Source organism: Branchiibius hedensis, from assembly GCF_900108585.1.
Lineage (GTDB): Bacteria > Actinomycetota > Actinomycetes > Actinomycetales > Dermatophilaceae > Branchiibius > Branchiibius hedensis.
Map to the genome: position 1 here is coordinate 2,341,826 of NZ_UESZ01000001.1, position 21,755 is coordinate 2,363,580.

Annotated in this window: 21 protein-coding genes and 1 riboswitch; of the genes, 9 read left to right on the top strand and 12 right to left on the bottom strand. The window is 68.0% G+C overall.

Annotated elements, in window-relative coordinates; translation table 11 throughout:
• Positions 1–39: 39 nt before the first annotated feature.
• Complete coding sequence (locus tag DR843_RS11325) at positions 40–591, top strand: hypothetical protein (protein ID WP_109685909.1); 552 nt, start codon at positions 40–42, stop codon at positions 589–591.
• A gap of 73 nt (positions 592–664) precedes the next feature.
• Positions 665–1,651 carry a malate dehydrogenase gene (locus DR843_RS11330; protein ID WP_109685911.1) on the top strand — a complete coding sequence of 329 codons (987 nt, stop codon included), beginning with the start codon at positions 665–667 and terminating at the stop codon, positions 1,649–1,651.
• A gap of 69 nt (positions 1,652–1,720) precedes the next feature.
• Here DR843_RS11330 and DR843_RS11335 read toward each other — a convergent pair whose 3' ends face one another.
• The 3 genes from DR843_RS11335 to DR843_RS11345 are packed head-to-tail and all read right to left on the bottom strand — an operon-like array spanning position 1,721 to position 3,896.
• Positions 1,721–1,981, bottom strand: coding sequence for a DUF3017 domain-containing protein (locus tag DR843_RS11335; RefSeq protein ID WP_109685913.1), 261 nt, complete (start codon positions 1,979–1,981; stop codon positions 1,721–1,723).
• A complete protein-coding gene (locus DR843_RS11340; protein ID WP_109688866.1) occupies positions 1,978–2,823 on the bottom strand; it encodes a bifunctional methylenetetrahydrofolate dehydrogenase/methenyltetrahydrofolate cyclohydrolase in 846 nt (281 codons plus the stop codon). The genes DR843_RS11335 and DR843_RS11340 overlap by 4 nt, the downstream gene beginning before the upstream one ends.
• 5 nt (positions 2,824–2,828) lie before the next feature.
• Positions 2,829–3,896: an acyltransferase family protein gene (locus DR843_RS11345; protein ID WP_109685914.1), complete on the bottom strand. Its 1,068-nt coding sequence runs from the start codon at positions 3,894–3,896 to the stop codon at positions 2,829–2,831.
• 74 nt (positions 3,897–3,970) lie between these two features.
• On the opposite strand from DR843_RS11345, the gene pta reads away from it, so the two are divergent.
• From pta to DR843_RS11365, 4 genes are read left to right on the top strand one after another with little or no spacing between them, the layout of a single operon-like run.
• Positions 3,971–6,103, top strand: coding sequence for a phosphate acetyltransferase (gene pta / locus DR843_RS11350; protein WP_109685916.1), 2,133 nt, complete (start codon positions 3,971–3,973; stop codon positions 6,101–6,103).
• Positions 6,103–7,290, top strand: coding sequence for an acetate/propionate family kinase (locus tag DR843_RS11355; protein WP_109685918.1), 1,188 nt, complete (start codon positions 6,103–6,105; stop codon positions 7,288–7,290). The genes pta and DR843_RS11355 overlap by 1 nt, the downstream gene beginning before the upstream one ends.
• 5 nt (positions 7,291–7,295) lie before the next feature.
• On the top strand, positions 7,296–8,333 hold the full coding sequence (locus DR843_RS11360) for a glycosyltransferase family 2 protein (protein ID WP_109685920.1): 1,038 nt from the start codon (positions 7,296–7,298) through the stop codon (positions 8,331–8,333).
• Positions 8,330–8,995 (top strand): class I SAM-dependent methyltransferase, encoded by a 666-nt coding sequence (locus tag DR843_RS11365; RefSeq protein WP_109685922.1) that lies wholly within the window; start codon positions 8,330–8,332, stop codon positions 8,993–8,995. The genes DR843_RS11360 and DR843_RS11365 overlap by 4 nt, the downstream gene beginning before the upstream one ends.
• On the opposite strand, the gene DR843_RS11370 is transcribed toward DR843_RS11365, so the two are convergent.
• From DR843_RS11370 to icmB, 8 genes are all read right to left on the bottom strand, one after another.
• A complete protein-coding gene (locus DR843_RS11370) occupies positions 8,996–9,400 on the bottom strand; it encodes a secondary thiamine-phosphate synthase enzyme YjbQ (RefSeq protein WP_109685924.1) in 405 nt (134 codons plus the stop codon).
• Entirely contained in the window at positions 9,390–10,991 is a 1,602-nt protein-coding gene (gene purH / locus DR843_RS11375; RefSeq protein ID WP_109685926.1) for a bifunctional phosphoribosylaminoimidazolecarboxamide formyltransferase/IMP cyclohydrolase, read from the bottom strand. The genes DR843_RS11370 and purH overlap by 11 nt, the downstream gene beginning before the upstream one ends.
• Before the next feature lie 24 nt (positions 10,992–11,015).
• A riboswitch (ZMP/ZTP riboswitch) is annotated at positions 11,016–11,092 on the bottom strand.
• Positions 11,093–11,094: 2 nt separating this feature from the next.
• Positions 11,095–11,649 (bottom strand): GNAT family N-acetyltransferase, encoded by a 555-nt coding sequence (locus tag DR843_RS11380; RefSeq protein ID WP_245934097.1) that lies wholly within the window; start codon positions 11,647–11,649, stop codon positions 11,095–11,097.
• Entirely contained in the window at positions 11,646–12,251 is a 606-nt protein-coding gene (purN, locus tag DR843_RS11385; protein ID WP_109685928.1) for a phosphoribosylglycinamide formyltransferase, read from the bottom strand. The genes DR843_RS11380 and purN overlap by 4 nt, the downstream gene beginning before the upstream one ends.
• Positions 12,252–12,261: 10 nt before the next feature.
• Complete coding sequence (locus tag DR843_RS11390) at positions 12,262–13,458, bottom strand: cell division protein PerM (RefSeq protein ID WP_109685930.1); 1,197 nt, start codon at positions 13,456–13,458, stop codon at positions 12,262–12,264.
• Positions 13,459–13,545: 87 nt separating this feature from the next.
• Positions 13,546–14,430, bottom strand: coding sequence for a succinate--CoA ligase subunit alpha (gene sucD / locus DR843_RS11395; RefSeq protein WP_109685932.1), 885 nt, complete (start codon positions 14,428–14,430; stop codon positions 13,546–13,548).
• Between the two features lie 9 nt (positions 14,431–14,439).
• Positions 14,440–15,633: an ADP-forming succinate--CoA ligase subunit beta gene (gene sucC, locus DR843_RS11400; protein ID WP_109685934.1), complete on the bottom strand. Its 1,194-nt coding sequence runs from the start codon at positions 15,631–15,633 to the stop codon at positions 14,440–14,442.
• Positions 15,634–15,712: 79 nt separating this feature from the next.
• Positions 15,713–16,126 (bottom strand): coenzyme B12-dependent isobutyryl CoA mutase small subunit, encoded by a 414-nt coding sequence (gene icmB / locus DR843_RS11405; protein ID WP_109685936.1) that lies wholly within the window; start codon positions 16,124–16,126, stop codon positions 15,713–15,715.
• Between the two features lie 251 nt (positions 16,127–16,377).
• On the opposite strand from icmB, the gene DR843_RS11410 reads away from it, so the two are divergent.
• Entirely contained in the window at positions 16,378–17,247 is an 870-nt protein-coding gene (locus tag DR843_RS11410; protein WP_170119844.1) for a M23 family metallopeptidase, read from the top strand.
• A 10-nt stretch (positions 17,248–17,257) separates the two neighbouring features.
• On the opposite strand, the gene pcrA is transcribed toward DR843_RS11410, so the two are convergent.
• A complete protein-coding gene (gene pcrA / locus DR843_RS11415) occupies positions 17,258–19,645 on the bottom strand; it encodes a DNA helicase PcrA (protein ID WP_109685939.1) in 2,388 nt (795 codons plus the stop codon).
• Positions 19,646–19,703: 58 nt separating this feature from the next.
• On the opposite strand from pcrA, the gene DR843_RS11420 reads away from it, so the two are divergent.
• Positions 19,704–21,053 (top strand): serine hydrolase domain-containing protein, encoded by a 1,350-nt coding sequence (locus DR843_RS11420; RefSeq protein ID WP_170119845.1) that lies wholly within the window; start codon positions 19,704–19,706, stop codon positions 21,051–21,053.
• Positions 21,054–21,075: 22 nt separating this feature from the next.
• Positions 21,076–21,729, top strand: coding sequence for a DedA family protein (locus tag DR843_RS11425; protein WP_109685942.1), 654 nt, complete (start codon positions 21,076–21,078; stop codon positions 21,727–21,729).
• Positions 21,730–21,755: the final 26 nt, after the last annotated feature.

Here is a 21,755-nt window from a genome sequence, read left to right on the forward strand (position 1 = left end):
GGCCGGAGGGGTGGCCGAGGGACTGGAGGGGGTCCGATCATGACGCAACAGGACGAACCACGATCCGCATCGGGGTCGACCGGCATCAGCCGGCGCACCCTGGCCAAGGGTGCCGCGTGGACGACACCCGTGCTGTTGGTGGGTGCGGTCACGCCGGCCCAGGCCGCCAGCGGACCAACCAACCCGTGTCAGTGCCTGGTCGGGTATTCCGTCTTTGGCGCACGGTCCACCTGGAGCCTCACCGGCAGCAACTACAGCTTCGGCATGCGTGTGGTGAACGCCGGCTGCGGGCTGCTCAGCCTGTTCTTCTCGGTAGCCAACGCCACGGACCCCTCGGTGAGCTACGCGGTGACCTACAGCGATGGCAGCACCGAAACCCTCACTGGCGCAACGACCAGCGGCGGGCTGCTTGTCGGCGGCACCATCTCTGGAACCGTCACCGCGACATCCGGCAAACGGATCGCCTCGTTCTGCGCAACCATGGACGTGCGGTACACACCGCTCGGGGGCACAGCCTCCACGTGCCCGCTCGTCCTGTGCTGGTCGCTGGACAACCCGGCCGCCGCCTCGGGCTATCTGGCGCCCAGCTGAGCCCAGCCGCTCGGGGTGGCAACAGCCCTGCTAGCGTCGCGATGTAAGCATCGTTTCGCCCTAGGGGATTTCCATGAGCACGCCTGTCAAGGTGGCCGTGACCGGTGCAGCCGGTCAGATCGGCTACAGCCTCCTGTTCCGCATCGCCAGCGGCTCGCTGTTCGGTCCGGACACTCCCGTCGAATTGCGCCTGCTGGAGATCACCCCCGCCCTGAAGGCCCTGGAAGGGGTCGTCATGGAGCTGGACGACTGCGCCTTCCCGACGCTGGCCGGTGTCCAGATCGGCGATGACCCGGCCAAGGTCTTCGACGGTGTGAACTTCGCGCTGCTGGTCGGCGCCCGGCCGCGTGGCCCGGGCATGGAGCGCGGCGACCTGCTCGAAGCCAACGGTGGCATCTTCGCCCCGCAGGGCAAGGCGCTGAACGACGTTGCTGCCGACGACATCCGCGTCGTGGTGACCGGCAACCCGGCCAACACCAACGCCCTGATCGCGCAGAGCAACGCCCCCGACATCCCGGCCTCGCGCTTCTCGGCGTTGACCCGCCTGGACCACAACCGGGCGATCAGCCAGCTGGCGGCCAAGACCGGCGCGCCCGTGACCGACATCAAGAAGATGACGATCTGGGGCAACCACTCCGCCACCCAGTACCCCGACCTGTTCCACGCCGAGGTGGGCGGTCAGATCGCCGCCGACCTGATCAACGACCAGGACTGGCTGGAGAACACCTACATCCCGACCGTCGCCAAGCGCGGTGCGGCCATCATCGACGCCCGTGGCGCATCGTCGGCCGCGTCGGCGGCCTCGGCGACCGTTGACCACGCCCGCACCTGGGCCCAGGGCACGCCGGACGACGACTGGGTCTCCATGGCCGTCAAGTCCGATGGCTCGTACGGCGTGGCCGAGGGCTTGATCTCCTCCTTCCCCGTGACCGTCAAGGACGGCGAGTGGGAGATCGTCCAGGGCCTGGAGATCAACGAATTCTCCCGCGGCAAGATCGATGCCTCCGTCGCCGAACTGGCCGAGGAGCGCGACGCGGTCAAGGGTCTCGGCCTGATCTGATCCATCCTGTACGTCGAGAGGCGCCGGTCCGCACGGACCGGCGCCTCTCGCTGCGTGTGGGTGTGGGCCCTACAGCACCACGACGCTGAAGATGACGATCGTCGCCAGGCCCAGGCCGGCGTACAGGCAGACGTCGATCACCCGGTGCCGGATGGTCAGCCCGGGCGTCTTCGCCGACGGGACGACCGCGCGCACGATCGCCGCAGCCAGCAGCGCCGACCCGATGACATAACCGCCCAGACGGACCGAGTCGGTGACGATCATCACCAGCCCGGCGGCGCACAGGACGGCCAGCGCCCACCACGCCGAACCCAGCCGGGCTGCGCTCACCCCAGCGCTCGTTCTGCCGCTTCGACGACGTTGACCAGCAGTTGTGCACGGGTCATCGGCCCGACTCCGCCGGGATTGGGTGAGAAGTAGCCCGCCACCTCGATCGCGTCCGGCGCAATGTCACCGGCCACCTTGCCCTCCACCCGGGACACGCCGACATCCAGCAGGGCTGCGCCCGGCTTGACCATGTCGGCGGTGATCAGACCGGGGACACCGGCGGCCGCGACGACGATGTCGGCCTCGCGCACGTGCCGGGCCAGATCCCTCGTGCCGGTGTGGCACAACGTGACGGTCGCGTTCTCCGAGCGCCGGGTCAGCAGGAGCCCCAGCGGGCGACCGACGGTCAGTCCCCGCCCGACCACGGCGACGTCGGCACCGGCGATCGGCACGTCGTACCGGCGCAGCAACTCGATGACGCCCATCGGCGTGCACGGCAACGGACCGCTCTCCCCCAGCACCAGCTTGCCGAGGTTGTACGGATGCAACCCGTCGACGTCCTTGTCCGGAGCCACCCGGGACAGCAACGCGAATTCGTCCAGCCCCGTGGGCTGTTGGACCAGGAACCCGGTGCATGCGGGGTCGGCGTTGAGCTCGTCGATGACGGCTTCGACCTCGGCCTGTGTCGCTGTGGCGGGCAGGTCGCGACGGATGGAGGTGATGCCCACCTGGGCGCAGTCGCGGTGCTTGGCCCCGACGTACCAGTGCGAGCCCGGGTCATCTCCCACGAGAACGGTGCCGAGGCCCGGCACGATGCCTTTCTCGCGCAGCGCCGCCACCCGCTGTGTCAACTCGCCCTTGATCGTCTTCAGCGTCGCCTTGCCGTCCATCAACGTCGCAGTCACGGCGGTCATCCTCCCACGGGTTCCACGCCGGCCCTACCGGTGCGGGCCTTGCGGCTGAGTCGGTGCGACGGGAGTTCAACCCAGCGATACAGCACGCGGGCCACCAGCGTGGTGACCAGCAACACCACGGCGCCGCCGACCAGCCAGTAGACGGGCCAGGCGGACGGCAGCAGGGCCACCAGAGGCGCTGCCAGTTGGATCACGGGCTGATGGACCAGGTAGAAGCTGTAGGAGCGCAGTCCGAAGCCGTCCATGGGCGTGTGCGCGAACCAGTCCCCGACGGGGCCGGTGAAGAGTAGAACCGCTGCGGCACAAGGGATCGCCCACACCACGGACGCTCCCAGGTGGATGTGTGCGGTGTCGACAGCGGCGGCCATGACCAGACCGACGGCCAGCAACGCGACCAGCCAGCGCCGCTGGAGGGTCCGCCGGTGGGTGAAGACCCACGCGCAGCACATCCCGGCAACGAACTGGCTGAGCCGATCCGGCAGCGTGAAGGAGTAGCCCAGCGCCGTCCCCGGCGCCAACGGACCGAGGGCCGACCACGCCACGCTCAGTAGGAAACTCGCCGCGAGCAGCGACCACAGTCCCCACCGCCGCCACCAGGCCACCAACAGCGGAAAGAGCAGATACAGGTGCACCTCCAACGACACGCTCCACAGCGAGCCGTTGATCGCACCGGTCGTGCTCGGGATCCAGGCTTGGACGAAGAGGGCGTACGCCGCGAGGTCACCACCGCCCGCGGGTGACTGCGCCAGCAGCGGCCAGGTGGGCGGCAGGGCGGCGAGCGCGAAGGCCGCAAGCAGCGCGACGTAGTACGCCGGCAGGATCCGCAGCGCGCGGCGCTTCCAGAAGGGGATCGCATCGACGGCCGGGCGGTGCCGGGTCATCGGCAGGGCCAGGCAGAAGCCGGAGATGACGATGAAGAGGTCGACGCCGTGCGCGGCCAGGGCGGACAGTTGCGGGAGCTTGCCGGGCAGGTGCAGGAACGCCCAGTACTGGTTGATATGACACCCGAAGACCGCGAGAGCACCGATGCCGCGGAGGGCATCGATACCGCGCACCCGGGTCACGCCGAAAGCCTAGAGCGGTCCGCCCCGGTTTGCTGCTGGTCCCCGCGACGGCGAATTCGGACTAGATTCGTGCTGTGGCCAATAGCGTCTACGTCGCATCCGCCGAGGGGTTCTCGGGCAAGTCCACCATTGCCCTCGGCGTACTGGACGCCCTCGGTCGCAGCGGCGAGCGAGTCGGGGTCTTCCGCCCGATCGCCCGGTCCGCCGTCGAGCCCGACTACGTGTTGCAGACCCTGTTGGCCCACGACAGCGTCGACCTCGAGTACGCCGAGTGCCTGGGCGTCACGTACGACGACGTGCGCGACGACCCCGAGGAGGCGCTGTCGACGATCGTGCAGCGCTACAAGCACGTCGAGGCGCAGTGTTCGGCGGTGGTCGTCGTCGGCACCGACTACACCGACGTCAGCGGCCCCACCGAACTGGCCTACAACGCACGGATCGCCGCCAACCTGGGCGCACCGGTGCTGCTGGTGCTCAACGGGCGCGACGCGCACTCGGCGGCGGAGACACTCGGCGTCAGCCAGCCCCGCACGGCCGAGCAACTCGGGCACATCGCGCACCTGGCGGTGGCCGAACTCATCCACGAACGCGCGCAGATCCTGGCCGTCGCGGTCAACCGGGCCGACGAGAACGCCCTCGACCAGATCCGGGAGACCGTCCACCACGTCGTCTCCGATCAACTCGGCCTGGGTGACACCCCGGTCTGGGCGGTGCCCGACGACCCGATGCTGGTCGCACCCAGCATCCGCGACATCCAGGACTCCCTCGGAGCCACGCTGCTGCGCGGCGACCCGACCCGGCTGTCGCGCCCGGCCACCGGCCTGGTCATCGCGGGTATGTCGACGGTCAACGCGCTGGAGCATCTCACCGACGGTGCGGCCGTCATCGTCGCCGGCGACCGATCGGAGATGCTGCTGGCCTCGGTGCTGGCCGACCAGTCCGGCACGTTCCCCTCGCTCGCGACGATCATCCTCAACGGCCCGTTCCAGGTGCCGGAGGTCATCCAGCGACTGTTGGACGGCATCCCCTCCACGCTGCCGGTGCTGCAGACCGACCGCAACACCTACCAGACCGCTGTGCGCGTCATGGGCGCTCGCGGACGCGTGACCGCCGACTCGACGGTCCGCTACGAGCGGGCGCTCGCCCTTTTCGAGCGCAGCGTCGACCGGGACGAACTACTGCGCGCGCTCGACGTGTCGCACACCGACGTCGTCACGCCGTTGATGTTCGAGTACGGGCTGGTGGAGCGAGCTCGCAGCCAACGCAAGACGATCGTCCTGCCGGAGGGCAACGACGACCGGATCCTGCGCGCCGCCGCGATCGTTCTCAGCCGCGAGATCGCCAATCTGATCATCCTCGGCGACGAGGAACCGATCCGCGCAAGAGCCCACGAACTCGGCGCGGATATCTCTGCCGCACAGGTGGTTTCGCCGTTCGATCCGGAGTTGGTCCGGCAGTTCGCGGCGGAGTATGCACTGATCCGGCAGAAGAAGGGCGTCACGCTCGAGCAAGCGGCCGACACCGTCACCGACGTGTCCTACTTCGGCACGATGATGGTCCAGCTCGGGATTGCCGACGGCATGGTCTCGGGGGCGGCGCACACCACCGCGCACACCATCCGGCCCGCCTTCGAGATCATCAAGACGCGCCCGGGGGTATCCGTCGTTTCGTCGGTCTTTCTCATGGCGCTGGCGGATCGCGTCCTGGTCTACGGCGACTGCGCGGTGATCCCCGATCCGACCGCGGAGCAACTGGCCGATATCGCCGTCAGCTCCGCGGCGACCGCCCGCGCCTTCGGGATCGAACCGCGCGTGGCCATGTTGTCCTACTCGACCGGCAGCTCCGGTTCGGGTGCCGACGTGGACAAGGTGCGTACGGCGACCGATCTGGTCCGTAGCAAAGCTCCGGATCTGCCGGTCGACGGACCGTTGCAGTACGACGCGGCCACGGACGCAGCGGTCGCGCGCACGAAGCTGCCGGAGTCCGAAGTGGCCGGCCGCGCAACGGTTTTCATCTTCCCCGACCTCAACACCGGAAACAACACGTACAAGGCGGTGCAGCGCAGTGCCGGCGCCGTCGCCATCGGTCCGGTGTTGCAAGGTCTCAACAAACCGATCAACGACCTGTCCCGGGGAGCGCTGGTCGAGGACATCGTCCTGACCATCGCGATCACGGCGATCCAATCAAGTATCGCGGGAGGCGTGTGATGCGGGCGGTCCTGGTCATCAACTCCGGTTCGTCGTCGTTCAAGTACCAGCTGATCGACAGTGACTCAGAGCAGGTCCTCGCCAGTGGCCTGGTGGAGCGGATCGGTGATGAGAACTCCGGGATCACCCACACCGTCGAGGGCACGAAGCACCGGCGCGAGCTCGAAATCGCCGACCACACGGCCGGATTCGCGGCGATGATGGACGCGTTCAGCGAGTTCGGTCCGTCCCTGCAGGATGACCCGCCGACCGTTGTCGGTCACCGGGTCGTGCATGGCGGCCAGCGTTTCTTCGAGCCGACGATCATCACCGACCTGGTGAAGATCAACATCGAGGATCTGTCCGAGCTCGCCCCGTTGCACAACCCCGGTGGGCTCCAAGGCATCAACGCTGCGCAACAGCAGTTCCCCGACATCCCGCACGTCGCCGTCTTCGACACCGCGTTCCATCAGACGATCCCGGCGGCCGCGTACACCTACGCCATCGATCGTGCGGTGGCCGAGCGGCACCGGGTGCGCAAATACGGGTTCCACGGTACGTCGCACCAGTTCGTCTCCGGTGCCGCGGCCACGTTCCTCGAGCGCCCCCTTGCCGACCTCCGGCAGATCGTCTTCCACCTGGGCAACGGCGCGTCGGTCACCGCCATCGACGGCGGCAAGTCGGTGGAGACGTCGATGGGTATGACACCGATCCCGGGTCTGGTGATGGGTACCCGCAGCGGCGACGTCGACCCCGGTGTCCTCCTGCACCTGATGCGGCACGCCCGGATGGACGTCGACGACATCGACAACCTGCTGAACAAACGCAGCGGAGTCCTCGGGCTCAGCGGCCACACCGACATGCGTGACCTGTCCGATGCCATCGACGCCGGCGATGACAAGGCACGCGAGGCGTTCGACGTCTACATCCACCGCTTGCGGCTGTACCTCGGCGCGTACGCCTCGGTGCTCGGCGGGGTCGACGTGATCGTGTTCACCGCGGGCGTGGGTGAGAACTCCGACGTCGTCCGTGCCGCCGTCCTGGAGAAGGCAGGCTTCCTGGGTGTTCGAATCGACCCGGAGCGCAACGCCGTTCGGTCCCACGACGCACGGCGGATCAGCACGGATGACTCGGCGATCGACGTACTCGTGGTGCCGACCAACGAGGAACTCGAGATCGCCCGACAAGCGGTTGCGGCGATCTCCTGACCCGCATGACTGCCCCCGCCGACTGCGGCCTGAGTGTCGTGATCCCGGTGCACAACGGGGCGCGGACTCTCGCCGACACCCTGGAATCGCTGCGTCGTCAGACGACGCCGGTGCACGAGGTGGTCGTGATCGACGACGGCTCCACCGACGACAGCGTGCAGATCGCCCGAACGCATCCGGTGGGCGCCCGCGTCATCGCGCTCGGCAGCAATCAGGGCGTGGCGTTCGCGCGGAACACCGGGCTGCTGGAAGCGCGCACCGAGCGGGTGGCCTTCCTGGACCAGGACGATCTGTGGCTGCCCACGCGCGCCGAGCGCTTGACGAGCGTCTTCGCCGCGCACCCGGACCTGCAGGTACTCGTCACCGGCGAACGCGTCTTCGCCGTGGCCGAGGACGAAGCGGCACTGCGTGCTGGCAACCATCCGTTCGCCGACTGGGTCCAGTGGTGGCCCGCCGCCGATCGGCTCATCGACGAGATGGCTGAACTCCCGGCGGACCCCGCCTCGGAACTCACCTGGGTGCCCACCTCGCGGGTCCTGACCGGCAGCCTGACCGTCACCACGTCGTACGTGCTGCCCCGCACCCTCAGCCTGCAGGTGGGCGGCTTCGCCTCCTGGGCGCGATCCGCCGACGACTGGGTCCTGCTGCAGACCCTGGCCGCGCGCACCTCGATCGGCTCGATCGCCGACCGGACAGTGCTCTATCGGGTGCACCCGAGCAACACGTCGGTCACCACCCGGTGGCCGCGCACGTTGCTCACGCTCGCGGCGGCGATGCGGCACGGTGGTTCCCTGGTGCCACCAGACCATGAGCGCGACGCACAGTACGTCGGGCCACTGGTCGACACCAACCTGCTGCCCCACCATCTGTCGGTGCTCGCGGAAGAGCCCGGTGCTCGCAGCGCTGCCGACACCTGGGCGCTGTGGCAACTGCTGGCGACGGACGACGATCGCACGGTCCGCAAGGTGGCCCGGTTGGCGCGGACCCAGCTCCGGTCCCGTCTGCTCCGACGGGGGCATCGCTATGACAAGGTCGAGCCATGACCCACCCCGAGCAGTTGGCCAGCTACCAAGAGGAGGCGCGTCCCGAGATCCTGCCCTACCTGCCGCTGGGAGCGACCACGGTGGTCGATATTGGTTGCGGGCCAGGCGGTTTCGGGCCGACCTTGCGGAAGCGCTATCCCTCCGCTCGCATCGTCGGCGTCGAGGCAGTTGCCTCACAAGCTGATATCGCGCGCACCGATCACGAGTTCGATGAGGTGCTCACCGGCTACTTCCCGGACATCCTCGCCGATCGCCCGGACCGGTTCGACGTCATCACCTTCAACGATGTCCTCGAGCACATCATCGATCCTTGGTCGATCGTGGCGAATCTGCACGACCGCCTCACGCCCGGCGGACATGTCGTTGCGTCGATCCCCAACGTGCAGTTCGTGTGGAACCTGACCGACCTGCTGGCCGGCCGGTGGAACTACCAGGACTGGGGAATCCTGGACCGGACCCATGTGCGCTTTTTCACCCGTGCCACTGCTTCATCACTATTCACCGATCACGGGTTCGCGATCGAGACTTGTATCGGCATAGGTCCGGCCAGTAACGGTGGCGGACGCTTGGACAAACGGGTTCTGCGAGGCGGTCTGATGAGGCTCATCCCGGACAGCCGCTGGATGCACTTCCTGATCGTGGCCCGATCGCTGCGCGCCTGATCAGGCTGCGACGAAGGACACCCGCACCGCCCGCACGTGGTTGTCGACGTTCAGGTCGACCAGGCAGATCGACTGCCAGACCCCGAGCGCGATGCGTCCGTCGATCACCGGGAGGGTGGCGTACGGCGGCACGAACGCTGGCAGGACATGGGACCGGCCGTGTCCTCGGCTGCCATGACTGTGAATCCAGCGGTCGTCAGCGGGCAGCAGGTCGCGCAGGGCGTTCAGCAGGTCATCGTCACTGCCCGCACCGGTTTCGATGATCGCCAGACCGGCCGTCGCGTGCGGCACGAACACGTGCAGCAGTCCCTCGTCGCCCGGCTGCAGGAGAGCACTGCACTCGCGAGTGATGTCGACGACGGCCTCACGATCACCGGTCTCGACCTCGAACTTCTTAGTGCGCAAAGTGCCTCGTTCCCGTGAAGTACATCGTCACGCCGGCCTTCTTGGCAGCGTCGATGACCAGGTTGTCGCGCAGCGAACCGCCCGGTGCGACAACGGCTTTCACGCCCGCATCGAGCAGGACTTCGAGGCCGTCGGGGAACGGGAAGAACGCATCGGAGGCGGCCACCGAACCCGTGGCCCGCTCCGCACCGGCGCGCTGCACCGCCAGATGCGAGGAGTCGACCCGGTTGACCTGACCCATGCCGATGCCCACAGAGGCCGAATCCTTCGCCAGCAGAATGGCGTTCGACTTCACCGCCCGCACCGCCCGCCAGGCGAACTGCAGATCAGCCAGCGTCTCGGCCGAGGCGGCCTCCCCGGAGACCAGGGTCCAGTTCGCCGCGTCGTCGCCACCGGTGATGGTGCCGTCCTCGTCCCGCACGATCGCATCGACGCGGTCCCGTTCCTGCAGCAGCACGCCGCCGGAGATGTGCCGCATCTCATCGCCGGGCACCCGGTGCGGCACCTTCAGCAGCCGCAGGTTCTTCTTGCTCTGCAACACGACGAGCGCCTCTTCGTCGAAGTCCGGCGCCACGATCACCTCGGTGAAGATGTCCTTCACAAACGAAGCCATCTCGACGGTCACCGGCCGGTTCGTCGCGATGACCCCACCGAAGGCGGACGTCGAGTCGCACTCGTGCGCCTTGCGATGCGCCTGCGCGATGTCTGCGCCGACCGCGATGCCGCAGGGGTTGGCGTGCTTGATGATCGCGCACGTCGGCTGGTCGCCCTGGTCGTACGCCGCCCGGTAGGCCGCATCGGCATCCACGTAGTTGTTGAAACTCATCGCCTTGCCGTGCAGCAGCTCTCCCTGCGCGAGGCCCGGCTCCGGCTGATAACCGTTCAGGTAGAGCGCGGCCTTCTGGTGCGGGTTCTCGCCGTACCGCAACGTCTGACCCTTCAGGTACGTCGCGCCGATCCATGCCGGGTAGCCCGAGCCTTCCGAGGTGTCGGTGAGCACGTTGCCCATCCACGAAGCGACGTTCACGTCGTACGTCGCGGTGTGCACGAACGCCTCCGCCGCAAGTCGCTGGCGCGCCGCCAGCGTGAAGCCGCCACCCTCGACGGCAGCCAGGGTGTCGGCGTACTGCGACGGGCTGGTCACGATCGCGACGGACGGGTGGTTCTTGGCGGCGGCGCGCACCATCGACGGGCCACCGATGTCGATCTGCTCGACGCACTCATCCGGGCCCGCCCCGGAGGCGACGGTGGCCTCGAACGGGTAGAGGTTGGACACCACGAGCTCGAACGCCTCGATGCCGAGTTCGTCCAACTGCGAGAGGTGTTCGGGCTTGCGGGTGTCGGCCAGGATGCCAGCGTGCACCTTCGGGTGCAGGGTCTTGACCCGGCCTTCGAGGCACTCGGGGAAGCCGGTGAGGTCCTCGACCTTGGTGACCGGCAGGCCCAGGTCGGCGATCAACTTCGCGGAACCGCCGGTCGAGACGAGTTCGACGCCGGCGTCGGCGAGCCCGCGGACCAGGGTCTCCAGACCGGTCTTGTCGTAGACGGAAACCAGCGCGCGGCGGATGGGACGGCGACCTTCGTCGGCCATGAGGTGACACTCCTGCTGTCGAAACGAGCGCACCCAGGCGGGCGATGCGCGACTTGTTCACTCCCCGGTGGTGTCCCACCTTCGCCAGTCGTGTGAAGTCAGTTTACCGAGGCCGGGCGACCCACTCCGAATCGGAAATCTCGTAGACGACCTCACCGTGCTCTGCCCCCGGTAATGGCGAATCCCAGTGACGGTGCTCGGTGCGCACGTGCCGCATCCCAAGGCGCCGCATCACACCACGGCTACCGAGGTTGACCGCCATCGTTTCCGCCCAGATTCTGGGGACACCGACGGTGCGGAACCCGTGCTCGAACAGTGCCGCGGCCCCCTCGGTGGCCAGACCCTGCCGCCAGAACTTCCGGCGCAACCGCCACCCGGCCTCCGGGTCCGCGCCCGGGTCTTGCGGTGGGGTCGTCAGATCCCACCGTCCGACGAATTCGTCCCCGGCGAAGCCGACGAACCACCCGAGCCCACGATTCTCAGAATGGGTTTCGGCGCACTTTGGCGCCCAGAAGTCCTCCGCTTCCTCAGTCGACCGCGCGCGGCCGAGCAGGTACCGCATGACCTCAGGGTCGGAGTCCAGTTCGACCAGCAGCGGCAGGTGCGCCGGCACCATCGGTCGCAGCTCCAAACGCTGCGAGCGCAACACCGGCCTCACGAGCCCAGCGTGACGCGGCGGCCGTCGACCGACCAACCTTCTCGGGCCATCCGGCCGACGACCTCGACCAGCAAGGAGCGTTCCTGCACCTTGATCCGCTCATGCAGCGATTCTTCGTCATCCTCGACCGCCACAGGGACCGCCCGCTGGTCGATGATCGGGCCGGAGTCGACGCCGCCGTCGACCAGGTGACAGGTCGTGCCGGTGACCTTCACGCCGTACGCCAATGCATCGCGGACCCCGTGCGCCCCAGGGAAACTCGGCAGCAGCGCCGGGTGAGTATTGACGAAAGTTCGCGACCCCATCGCCGCCGGACCCATGATCTTCATGAAGCCCGCGGTCACGATGAAGTCGGGTGCGTACGTGTCGAACTGGGCTGCCAGCGCAACGTCCCAGTCCTCCCGTGACGGGTAGTCGCGGACCTTCTCCACGAACGTGGGGATACCAGCACGCGACGCTCGCGCCAGACCCTCGATCCCGTCCCGGTCCGCGCCGACGGCCACGATCTGCACGCCGTACGCCGGGTCCGCCGAAGCGTCGATCAACGCTTGCAGGAGCGTCCCCGACCCGGAGACGAGGACGACGACGGGGGTAGCGCTCACGCGGGAAAGGCTAGTGCGAGGACCTGAGCCAGTGGACCAGGGCTGTGGTCAACAAAGCAGCGCCCATGACCTCGACGATCAGCAGCAGGCAGGCCAGGGGTGTGGGCCCGACGTACGCCATGGCCCCGTCGCCGAGGCCGGCCCGGCCCACCAGGGCCACCAGCACCACCGTCACGCTGGCGATGCCGGAAGCCACCGCGGCCTGGGTCAGCTTGCTGGTCACGCTGCTCAGCACGCTGGTCCGCGACGTGACCCGCCAGCCGATCGCCGCACCGATCGCCACCACGGCGGCCGGTGCCAGCAGCATCAGCGGGCTGAGCGGACCGGCTTCGGGGATCGCGCCCAATGCGGGGAACGCCGGCAACGTACCCGGCGAGACCTGCCCGATGCCCAGATCCACCGGCCCGATCTGCAGACCGCCACCGCTGGCCCAGGTCGTCGCCCAGGCAAGGACATTCGGCAGGGCAGCCAGTTGCCCGCCCCACAGCATCGCCAGACCGACCAGACCCATGTCGAGCGTGGCACCTACCGCGCCGATCCGGGACAGGTGGGTGAGTACGGCGATCAGCACGATCAGCGCGCCCAGCCCGGTGAGTGCCGCGAGACCCTCGAGACCGGGCCGCACGGCCTTGCGCACCACCGGTGGAATGCGGTCGTACTGCGCGCTCAACTCGGCCCGCAGAGGGCCGTCGTGGGTGTCGCGCGCTACCGCCCACACGAAACCGAGCACCGGCACCACCAACGCACCCGGGATCACCCACACCAGCGACGGGGTCGCAGGGGCCAGATAACCGAGAGCACTGATCGCAACACCGGCGACCGCATAACCACCGACGAAAGCAGCGGTCGTCAGCCACAACCCGCGCCGCGAACCGGTCGCCAGCACCGGCCGAGCAGCCGTGCGCGCCAACGCAATCGCCGCGAACGTGACCAGCAGCGGAGCGAACACGACCGACCCGACCACGGGAGCGTGCAGTCGGCCGCCATGGGCCAGGGACCAGACGTCACCGGACAAGCCGAGCACCGCCATCCACTGCCCGCCGCTGCGCGGATCGGTCACCCACGCAACCAGCAGCACGGCGAACAGCAGCAACAGCAGGGCACCAGCCGCCACCGCGCCATAGCCGGCGATCACCCCGGGGCCGATGCGCTCGTCGTACTCGCTGGCTGTCCGTTCGTCGCGCTTGGTCCGATCCAGAACACTCATCGCGGCCCATCGTCTCCTGAGCGTCGCGGCGCCAGACGCAGGCGCGCCGGGACCCAGCAGGGGTCCCGGCGCGCGTGCAGCAGACGATCAGGCGTTGCGCATGATCTCCCGCATGAGCTCTGCGGTCTCCGACGGGGTCTTGCCGACCTTCACACCGGCGGCCTCGAGGGCTTCCTTCTTGGCGGCGGCGGTGCCGGAGGAACCGGACACGATCGCGCCCGCGTGACCCATCGTCTTGCCCTCGGGGGCGGTGAAGCCCGCGACGTAGCCGACGACCGGCTTGCTGACGTTGTCCTTGATGTACGCCGCGGCGCGCTCCTCGGCGTCGCCACCGATCTCACCGATCATCACGATCGCGTCGGTCTCGGGGTCCTTCTCGAAGGCCTCGAGCGCGTCGATGTGTGTGGTGCCGATGATCGGGTCACCGCCGATGCCGATGGCGCTGGAGAAGCCGAACTCCCGCAACTCGTACATCATCTGGTAGGTCAGCGTGCCCGACTTGGACACCAGACCGATCCGACCGGCACCAGCGATGTCGGCGGGGATGATGCCCGCGTTGGCCTTACCGGGGCTGATCAGACCGGGGCAGTTCGGGCCGATGATTCGCGTCGGCGTGCCGATCGAATAGTTGTAGAACTCCGCGGTGTCCTTGACCGGCACCCCTTCGGTGATCACCACGGCCAGCGGGATCTCGGCGTCGATCGCCTCGACCACGGCCGACTTGGTGAAGGCCGGCGGCACGAAGACGACCGACACGTTGGCACCGGTCTCCTTGATCGCCTCGGCCACCGTGCCGAAGACCGGCACGCTGACGCCACCGGGGAAGTCGACCGACGTGCCGGCCTTCTTCGGGTTCACGCCGCCCACCACCTTGGTGCCCGCAGCGAGCATCCGGGTCGTGTGCTTCATTCCTTCGGAGCCGGTCATGCCCTGGACGATGACCAGGCTGTCGTCATTCAGAAAGATCGCCATGTCAGATCCTCACTTCGCGGCGGCGAGCTCGGCGGCCTTGGCCGCGGCGCCGTCCATGGTTGCTTCGATGGTGACCAACGGGTGGTTGCGTTCGGCGAGGATCGCTCGCCCTTCGTCCACCGCGTTGCCATCCAGTCGTACGACGAGTGGCTTGGTCGCCCCGTCACCGAGCGCGTCCAGCGCGCCGACGATGCCCTTGGCGACCTCGTCGCAGGCGGTGATGCCGCCGAAGACATTCACGAAGACCGACTTGACCTGTTCGTCACCGAGGATGATGTTCAGCCCGTTGGTCATGACCTCCGCGCTGGCACCACCACCGATGTCCAGGAAGTTCGCCGGCTTGGGGTGCTCCCCGGCCGGGTTGGTGAACTCCTCACCGGCGTAGGCGACGACGTCCAGGGTCGACATGACCAGGCCCGCACCGTTGCCGATGATCCCGACGTCGCCGTCGAGCTTGACGTAGTTCAGCCCCTTCTCCTTGGCCGCCGCCTCCAGCGGGTCGGCCGCGGCGACGTCTTCCAGCGCTGCGTGGTCCGGGTGCCGGAAGTCGGCGTTCGCGTCCAGGCTGACCTTGCCGTCCAACGCGACGATCTGGCCGTCCGTGGTCTTCACCAGCGGATTGACCTCGACCAACGTCGCGTCCTCACCGGCGTAGACGTCCCACAGCTTGATCAGCACGGGAGCAACCTTGGCGGCCGTCTCGGGGTCGAACTTGGCCGCAGCCACGATCTCCTCGGCCTTGGCCTGGTCGATGCCGACGTTCGGGTCGACGGGGATGCGGGCCAGGGCCTCCGGGCGCTCGACCGCGAGCTGCTCGATCTCCATGCCGCCCTCACGCGAGCACATCGCCAGATACGAGCGGTTGGCCCGGTCCAGCAGCACCGAGAAGTAGTACTCCTCGGCAATCTGCGCGCCCTGGGCGATCATCACGGTGCCCACCGTGTGGCCCTTGATGTCCATGCCCAGGATCTGCTCGGCGTGCTGCTGCGCCTCGTCGGCGGACTTGGCGACCTTCACCCCGCCGGCCTTACCGCGCCCGCCGGTCTTCACCTGCGCCTTGACAACAGAAACGCCGCCGGACAGTGCGCCGATTTCTTCGGCGGCAGCACGTGCGTCCTGCGGCGTGGTTGCGATTTTCCCGGCCAGTACCGGTACTCCGTGCGCTTCGAACATGTCGCGCGCCTGGTATTCGAACAGATCCACCGTGATCTACTTCCTTGCTCCGAGAGAAAAACTCGCCGTTTTCGACTGTATCCCTGTGACCCAGGACACACTCGTGCGGTCAGGCGGTAGCGCCGGCCCCCACATGCTCGCGCACCCACTCGACGCACTCCGTCGTGGTCGTGCCGGGAGTGAAAACCGCTTGCACACCAAGCTCTTTCAGCGCCGGGATGTCCTCATCGGGGATGATGCCGCCACCGAAGACGACGATGTCCGAGGCATCCTGCGCCTCGAGCAGTTCCAGCACTTTGGCGAAGAGCGTCATGTGCGCCCCCGACAGCACGGACATGCCGATCGCGTCGGCGTCCTCCTGGATCGCCGCCTGCACGATCTGCTCGGGTGTCTGGTGCAAACCGGTGTAGATGACTTCCATACCGGCATCACGCAGCGCACGGGCAATGACCTTCGCGCCCCGGTCGTGACCATCCAGACCCGGCTTGGCCACCACAATGCGCAACGGAGAGTTCTCGGGCATGACTGGAGCCTACGCGGCTGTGTCGGACTTCACAGAACCAGCGGCAAACCGTCCTGGTACTTATGCACACATTGGGGCCGAAGTTGAAATGTCACGGTTTGGTCACGGTATGGTGGTCCCTCCCAGGCAACGTACGGCGATCTGCCAGCCCCGCGAGGGCGACCCGCTTCGGTCCGGTTTTCGTTTCGTACAGTTGCTGACTGTTGCCTTCGGCCGCGTGCCGTCCGTCAGATCCCGCTGGAAAGGTCATTGTGTCTCGTTATCAGGGTCGGCATCGCTCCCAGACCCCGCCCATCTGGCGCGACAGCCGGGTGACGGTGCCAGTGGTTGCGGCGGCGGGCATCACCCTGACCGCGGCCGGTGTGGCCCAGGGTGCGCCCAGCGCGAAAACCGCTGCGGACACGTCGCTGAGCCAGCCGAAGACGGTGTCGGCGTCGGTGGTCAATCGGGTCGACCTGTCGGCCACCTCCCGCTCCCGGGCGCGCGCCGCCGCCCAGGTCAAGCAGGCCACGGCAAAACGGGCGGCCTCGCAGAAGGCGGCCGCAGCCAAACTGGCCGCCGACAAGCAGGCCGCCCAGAAGAAGGCCGCGCTGGCTGCCCTGTCGAGCACCCCGGCCGCCAAGCAACTCACCGTCACGGCTCCCGAGAGCACTCAGTCTTCCCGCAGTTCCTCGGCCACGTCGCGCGGATCGGCGGTGCGCGATTCGACCACCAGTGCTTTCGTGTGTCCGATCGCCGGCTGCGGCGGACGGTTCACGTCCGGTTTCGGTGCCCGCTCCTCCCCCGGCGGCATCGGCTCGACCAACCACAAAGGTGACGACTTCGCGACCCCGATCGGCACTCCGCTGCGCGCGGTGCACAGCGGCACCGTGGTCGCGGTCGGCTGGTACGGCGGTTTCGGCATGCGCGTCGAGATCGACCTGGGCGGCGGCACCAGCGTGATCTACGGGCACATGTCCGCCTTCTCCGCGACCGTCGGCGAGCAGGTCTCGCCCGGTGAGGTCATCGGCTATTCGGGCAACACCGGCAACTCCACCGGCCCGCACCTGCACTTCGAGGTGCACATCGGCGGCGTCGCCGTCGACCCGGGCCCGTGGATGCGCGCCCGCGGGATCTTCTGAGGCTGAGCCGCTAGAGCTTCTCGACCGGCGCGTAGCGCAGCAGCAGCCGCTTCACGCCGGTGTCGCCGCCGAAGTCGATGTGCGCCATCGCGCGCTCACCTTGACCCTCGACCCGCAGCACGGTGCCCACGCCGAAACTGTCGTGCGTGACCTTGTCGCCAGCATCCAGCGAGATCACCGGCCGGTTCCCCGGTGAGCGCACCCCTGGGCGAGCCGCGAGCCGGGCCACAGCCGGTGTCGACGACGGCCGCGAACCGGTCGTCTCGATCCGTTGCCAGTCGATCAACGACGAGGGGATCTCCGACAGGAACCGCGATGGCGGGTTGTACTGCGGGGATCCCCACGCCGAACGCACCTGCGCTCGCGAGATGTGCAGGCGCTCGCGAGCCCGGGTGATGCCGACGTAGGCCAACCGGCGTTCCTCGGCCAGTTCGTCCTTGTCACCCAGGGATCGCAGGTGCGGGAAGGTGCCGTCCTCCATCCCGGTGAGGAAGACGACCGGGAACTCCAGACCCTTCGCGGTGTGCAGCGTCATCAACGTGACGACACCGCGGTCCTCCTGATCGTCGGCCGGGATGTCGTCGGTGTCGGCGACGAGAGACACCTGCTCCAGGAAGTCCTCCAACGGAGCTCCGGGATAGTTGGAGTCGAATTCACCTGCGACGGCGACGAGTTCGGCGAGGTTCTCGATCCGGCTCTCATCCTGTGGGTCCGGACTCTTGCGCAACTCGGCCAGGTAGCCGCTCTGGTCGAGGATCGCCTCGAGCAGGTCACTGACGCCCGCACCGCTCTCACGAAGCTGCTGCAGTGACTCCAACAACGAGGTGAACGCCGAGATGGCGGCGACGGAGCGCGTCGCGATGCCCGGCGCATCCGCCGCGCGACCGAGGGCGGCGATGAACGGGATCCGCTCCCGGTCCGCGAGCGCCGCCACCGCGCCCTCGGCCCGGTCGCCGATCCCTCGCTTGGGCACGTTCAGGATCCGCCGCAGGTTGACGGTGTCGGTGGGGTTGGAGATGACCCGCAGATAGGCCAGCGCGTCCTTGACCTCCCGCCGCTCGTAGAATCGGGTGCCGCCAACCACCTTGTAGGGCAGGCCAACTCGCACGAATACTTCTTCCAACGCACGGGACTGGGCGTTGGTGCGGTAGAAGACCGCGACGTCACCGGGTCGCACCCCGGCGTCGTCCCCCAACTCGTCGATGGTCCGCGCCACGAAGGAAGCCTCGTCGTGCTCGGAGTCCCCGACGTACCCGATGATCAACTCGCCGGCGCCGGCCTCGCTCCACAGGTTCTTCGGGCGACGCTTGTCGTTGCCGGCGATCACGGCGTTCGCGGCCTGCAGGATGTTCTGGGTGGATCGGTAATTCTGCTCCAGCAGAACGGTTTTCGCGTCCGGGTAGTCCTGCTCGAACTCCTCGATGTTGCGGATCGTGGCACCGCGGAACGCGTAGATCGACTGGTCGGCGTCACCGACGACGCACAACTCCGCCGGCGGCAACTCACCCAGCGCGGCGTCCGACACGTGCGCCGACACCAACTCCCGGATCAGGACGTACTGCGCGTGGTTGGTGTCCTGGTATTCATCGACCAGGACGTGCCGGAATCGGCGCCGGTAGTGCTCGGCGACATCCGGGAAGACTTGCAGCAGGTTGACCACCGTCATGATCAGGTCGTCGAAATCCAGCGCGTTGGCCTGCCGCAGCCGCCGCTGGTAGGCGATGTAGGCCTGGGCCAGCATCCGCTCCTGATGAGTGCCCTCGCTCACCTGACCGGCGTAGGTCTCCTCGTCGATCAACTCGTTCTTGAGGTTGCTGACCTGGTGGCTGAAGGACCGCGGCGGGTACCGCTTGGGATCCAAGTCCAGGTCGCGGACCACCATCGCCATCAGCCGCTGGCTGTCGGCGGCGTCGTAGATCGAGAAGCTCGACTTCAGCCCCAGCTTGCCGGCCTCGCGGCGCAGGATTCGCACGCACGCGGAGTGGAACGTCGAGACCCACATCGCCTTGGCGGCGGGGCCGACCAGCGCCTCGACCCGCTCGCGCATCTCGGCGGCCGCCTTGTTGGTGAAGGTGATCGCCAGGATCTGCCCCGGTTGCGCGTGCCGTTCGGCGAGTAGATAGGCGATCCGGTGCGCCAGGACCCGGGTCTTGCCCGAACCGGCCCCCGCGATGATCAGCAGCGGCCCGCCGCTGTGCACGACCGCCTCCCGCTGTTGCGGATTCAGCCCCGCCAGCAGTTCCTCCCCGCGGGTCTGCCGCGGCTGGGCCGGTTCGGGCGCCGAGCCACCGGTGCGGGCCCAGTCCGGCACCCCGCGATCGTCCACCCCGGTGGGTCGTGGGGAGGCCTGGGCGCTACTGAATCCGGGCAGGGGAAGGTCGTCGAAAAGGCTGCTCATGTCACTACCCAGGGTACGGCGAGCGTGCGACAAAGCCGTGGTTTGGCAGGATGCCACGGTGACCGAAGAACTCTCCCCCGGCGCCCGGGCGACGTTGAACGCACGGATCGCGCGCGCACAACACAGCGACCGGGCCCCGTCGGTGGTCGCCGGTGTACGCACGATGACCGGGGTGGAATGGACCGGTGCGGTGGGCGACCTGGACGCTGCGGGTACGCCGGCCAGCCCGGACACGGCGTACCGGATCGGCTCGATCACCAAGACGTTCACGGCGGTCCTGGTCATGCAACTCGTCGCCGAGGAGGCGGTCGCGCTCAGCGACCCGATCACGGCGCACCTGCCCGAACTGAGCGACCTGCCGGGCGTGAGCGTGCAGGCGCTGCTCACGCACGGCGCCGGCCTGTACGCCGAGACCGACGGCCCGTGGTGGGAGCGCTCCGCGGGGCTCACCTGGGAGCAACTTCTGCCCAGCATTCGTCAGGCGCACATTCCGGCGTCGCGGTTCCACTACACGAACGTCGGTTTCGCGGTCCTCGGCCAACTCGTGGCGCGGTTGCGTGGGCAGCAGTGGCGTCAGGTGCTGCAGGAGCGGGTCCTGGGCCCGCTGGGACTGGTCCACACGACGTACGACCGGCCGGACAGCGGTGCGCACGGGTTCGCGGTGCACCCGTACGCGGATCTGGTGCACGACGAGCCGGCCAACGACACCGGCGCGATGGCCCCCGCGGGCCAGCTGTGGTCCACGGTCGGCGACCTGCTCACCTTCGGCCAGTTCCTGGTCCGTGGTGATGCGCAGGTGCTGGCCGATGAGTTCCGCGAGCGGATGCTGATCCCGACCCTCGTCGACGACGAACCGGGTGAGCGGTGGACGCGCGCCTACGGGTTGGGCGTGGATGTGACCAATCTCGGATCAGCGCGGTACGTCGGGCACGGTGGGTCGATGCCCGGCTTCCAGTCCGCGCTGCGCGCCGACCCGGAAACAGGCGATTGTGCTGTGCTGCTGATGAATTCGACCGCCGGTATTGATCTGAGCGCGGTCGAGTTGATCACCGAGTTGCGCCGCCACGTGCCACTGATCCCGACGGCGTGGCAGCGCACGCAGCAGCACGCCGACGATCTGGACCTGACTGGGACCTGGTTCTGGGGGCCGCGCCCGCACGTAGCGACCCTGCACGGACCGGACCTGGTGCTGACCCCGGTGGGGTCGGGCCGCGGCGCCCGCTTCGTGCGTCTTGCGCAGGACCGCTGGCTCGGGCAGGACGGCTACTTCGCCGGCGAGCCACTGCAGGTGCACGCGCGAGGCGAGCGCTCGGCGTACCTCGATGTTGGTAGTTTCCGTTTCACGCGCACGCCGTACGATCCGGCCAGCGACATTCCCGGCGGGGTCGACGACACCGGCTGGCACTAGGCCGTAGGCAATAGGAGTAACGATGGAGCACTTCCTCACCACGATCCCGGTGTGGCTGGTCTACATCCTGGTCGGCGTCGTCGTCATGGTGGAGAGCTTCGGAATCCCGGTGCCCGGCGAGATCGTGCTGGTCACCGCCGCGCTGATGTCCTCCAAACACGAGTTGGCGGTCTCACCGCACTCCGTGGCGATTGCCGGCGTCCTGGGCGCGGTGATCGGTGACTCGATCGGGTACTGGGTCGGGCGGGAGTACGGCTTCAAGATCTTCGACATCCTCAAACGCCGGTTCCCTTCGCATTTCAACGACGACACCATCGCCTACGCCGAGCACATCTTCGACCGGTACGGCATGTTCGCGGTGTTCTTCGGCCGGTTCGTGGCGTTGCTGCGGATCTTCGCCGGGCCGCTGTCGGGTGTGTTGAAGATGCACTACCCGCGGTTCCTGATCGCCAACGTCGCCGGTGCGATCTGCTGGGCGGGCGGCACCACCTACGCCGTGTACTACCTGGGCAAAGCCGCCGAGAAATACCTGAGCACCTTCTCGTACGTCGCCCTCGGCATCGCCGTCATCCTCGCCTTCGCGGCCGGCAAGTTCATGGGCCAGGCCATCGACCGCCGCGTGGAAGCGTACGCCGAGCAGCGGCGGGCCGACGGAACGCACCCCGACGTGGCCTGAGGCTGGCCCCACCCGCCGCACCATCC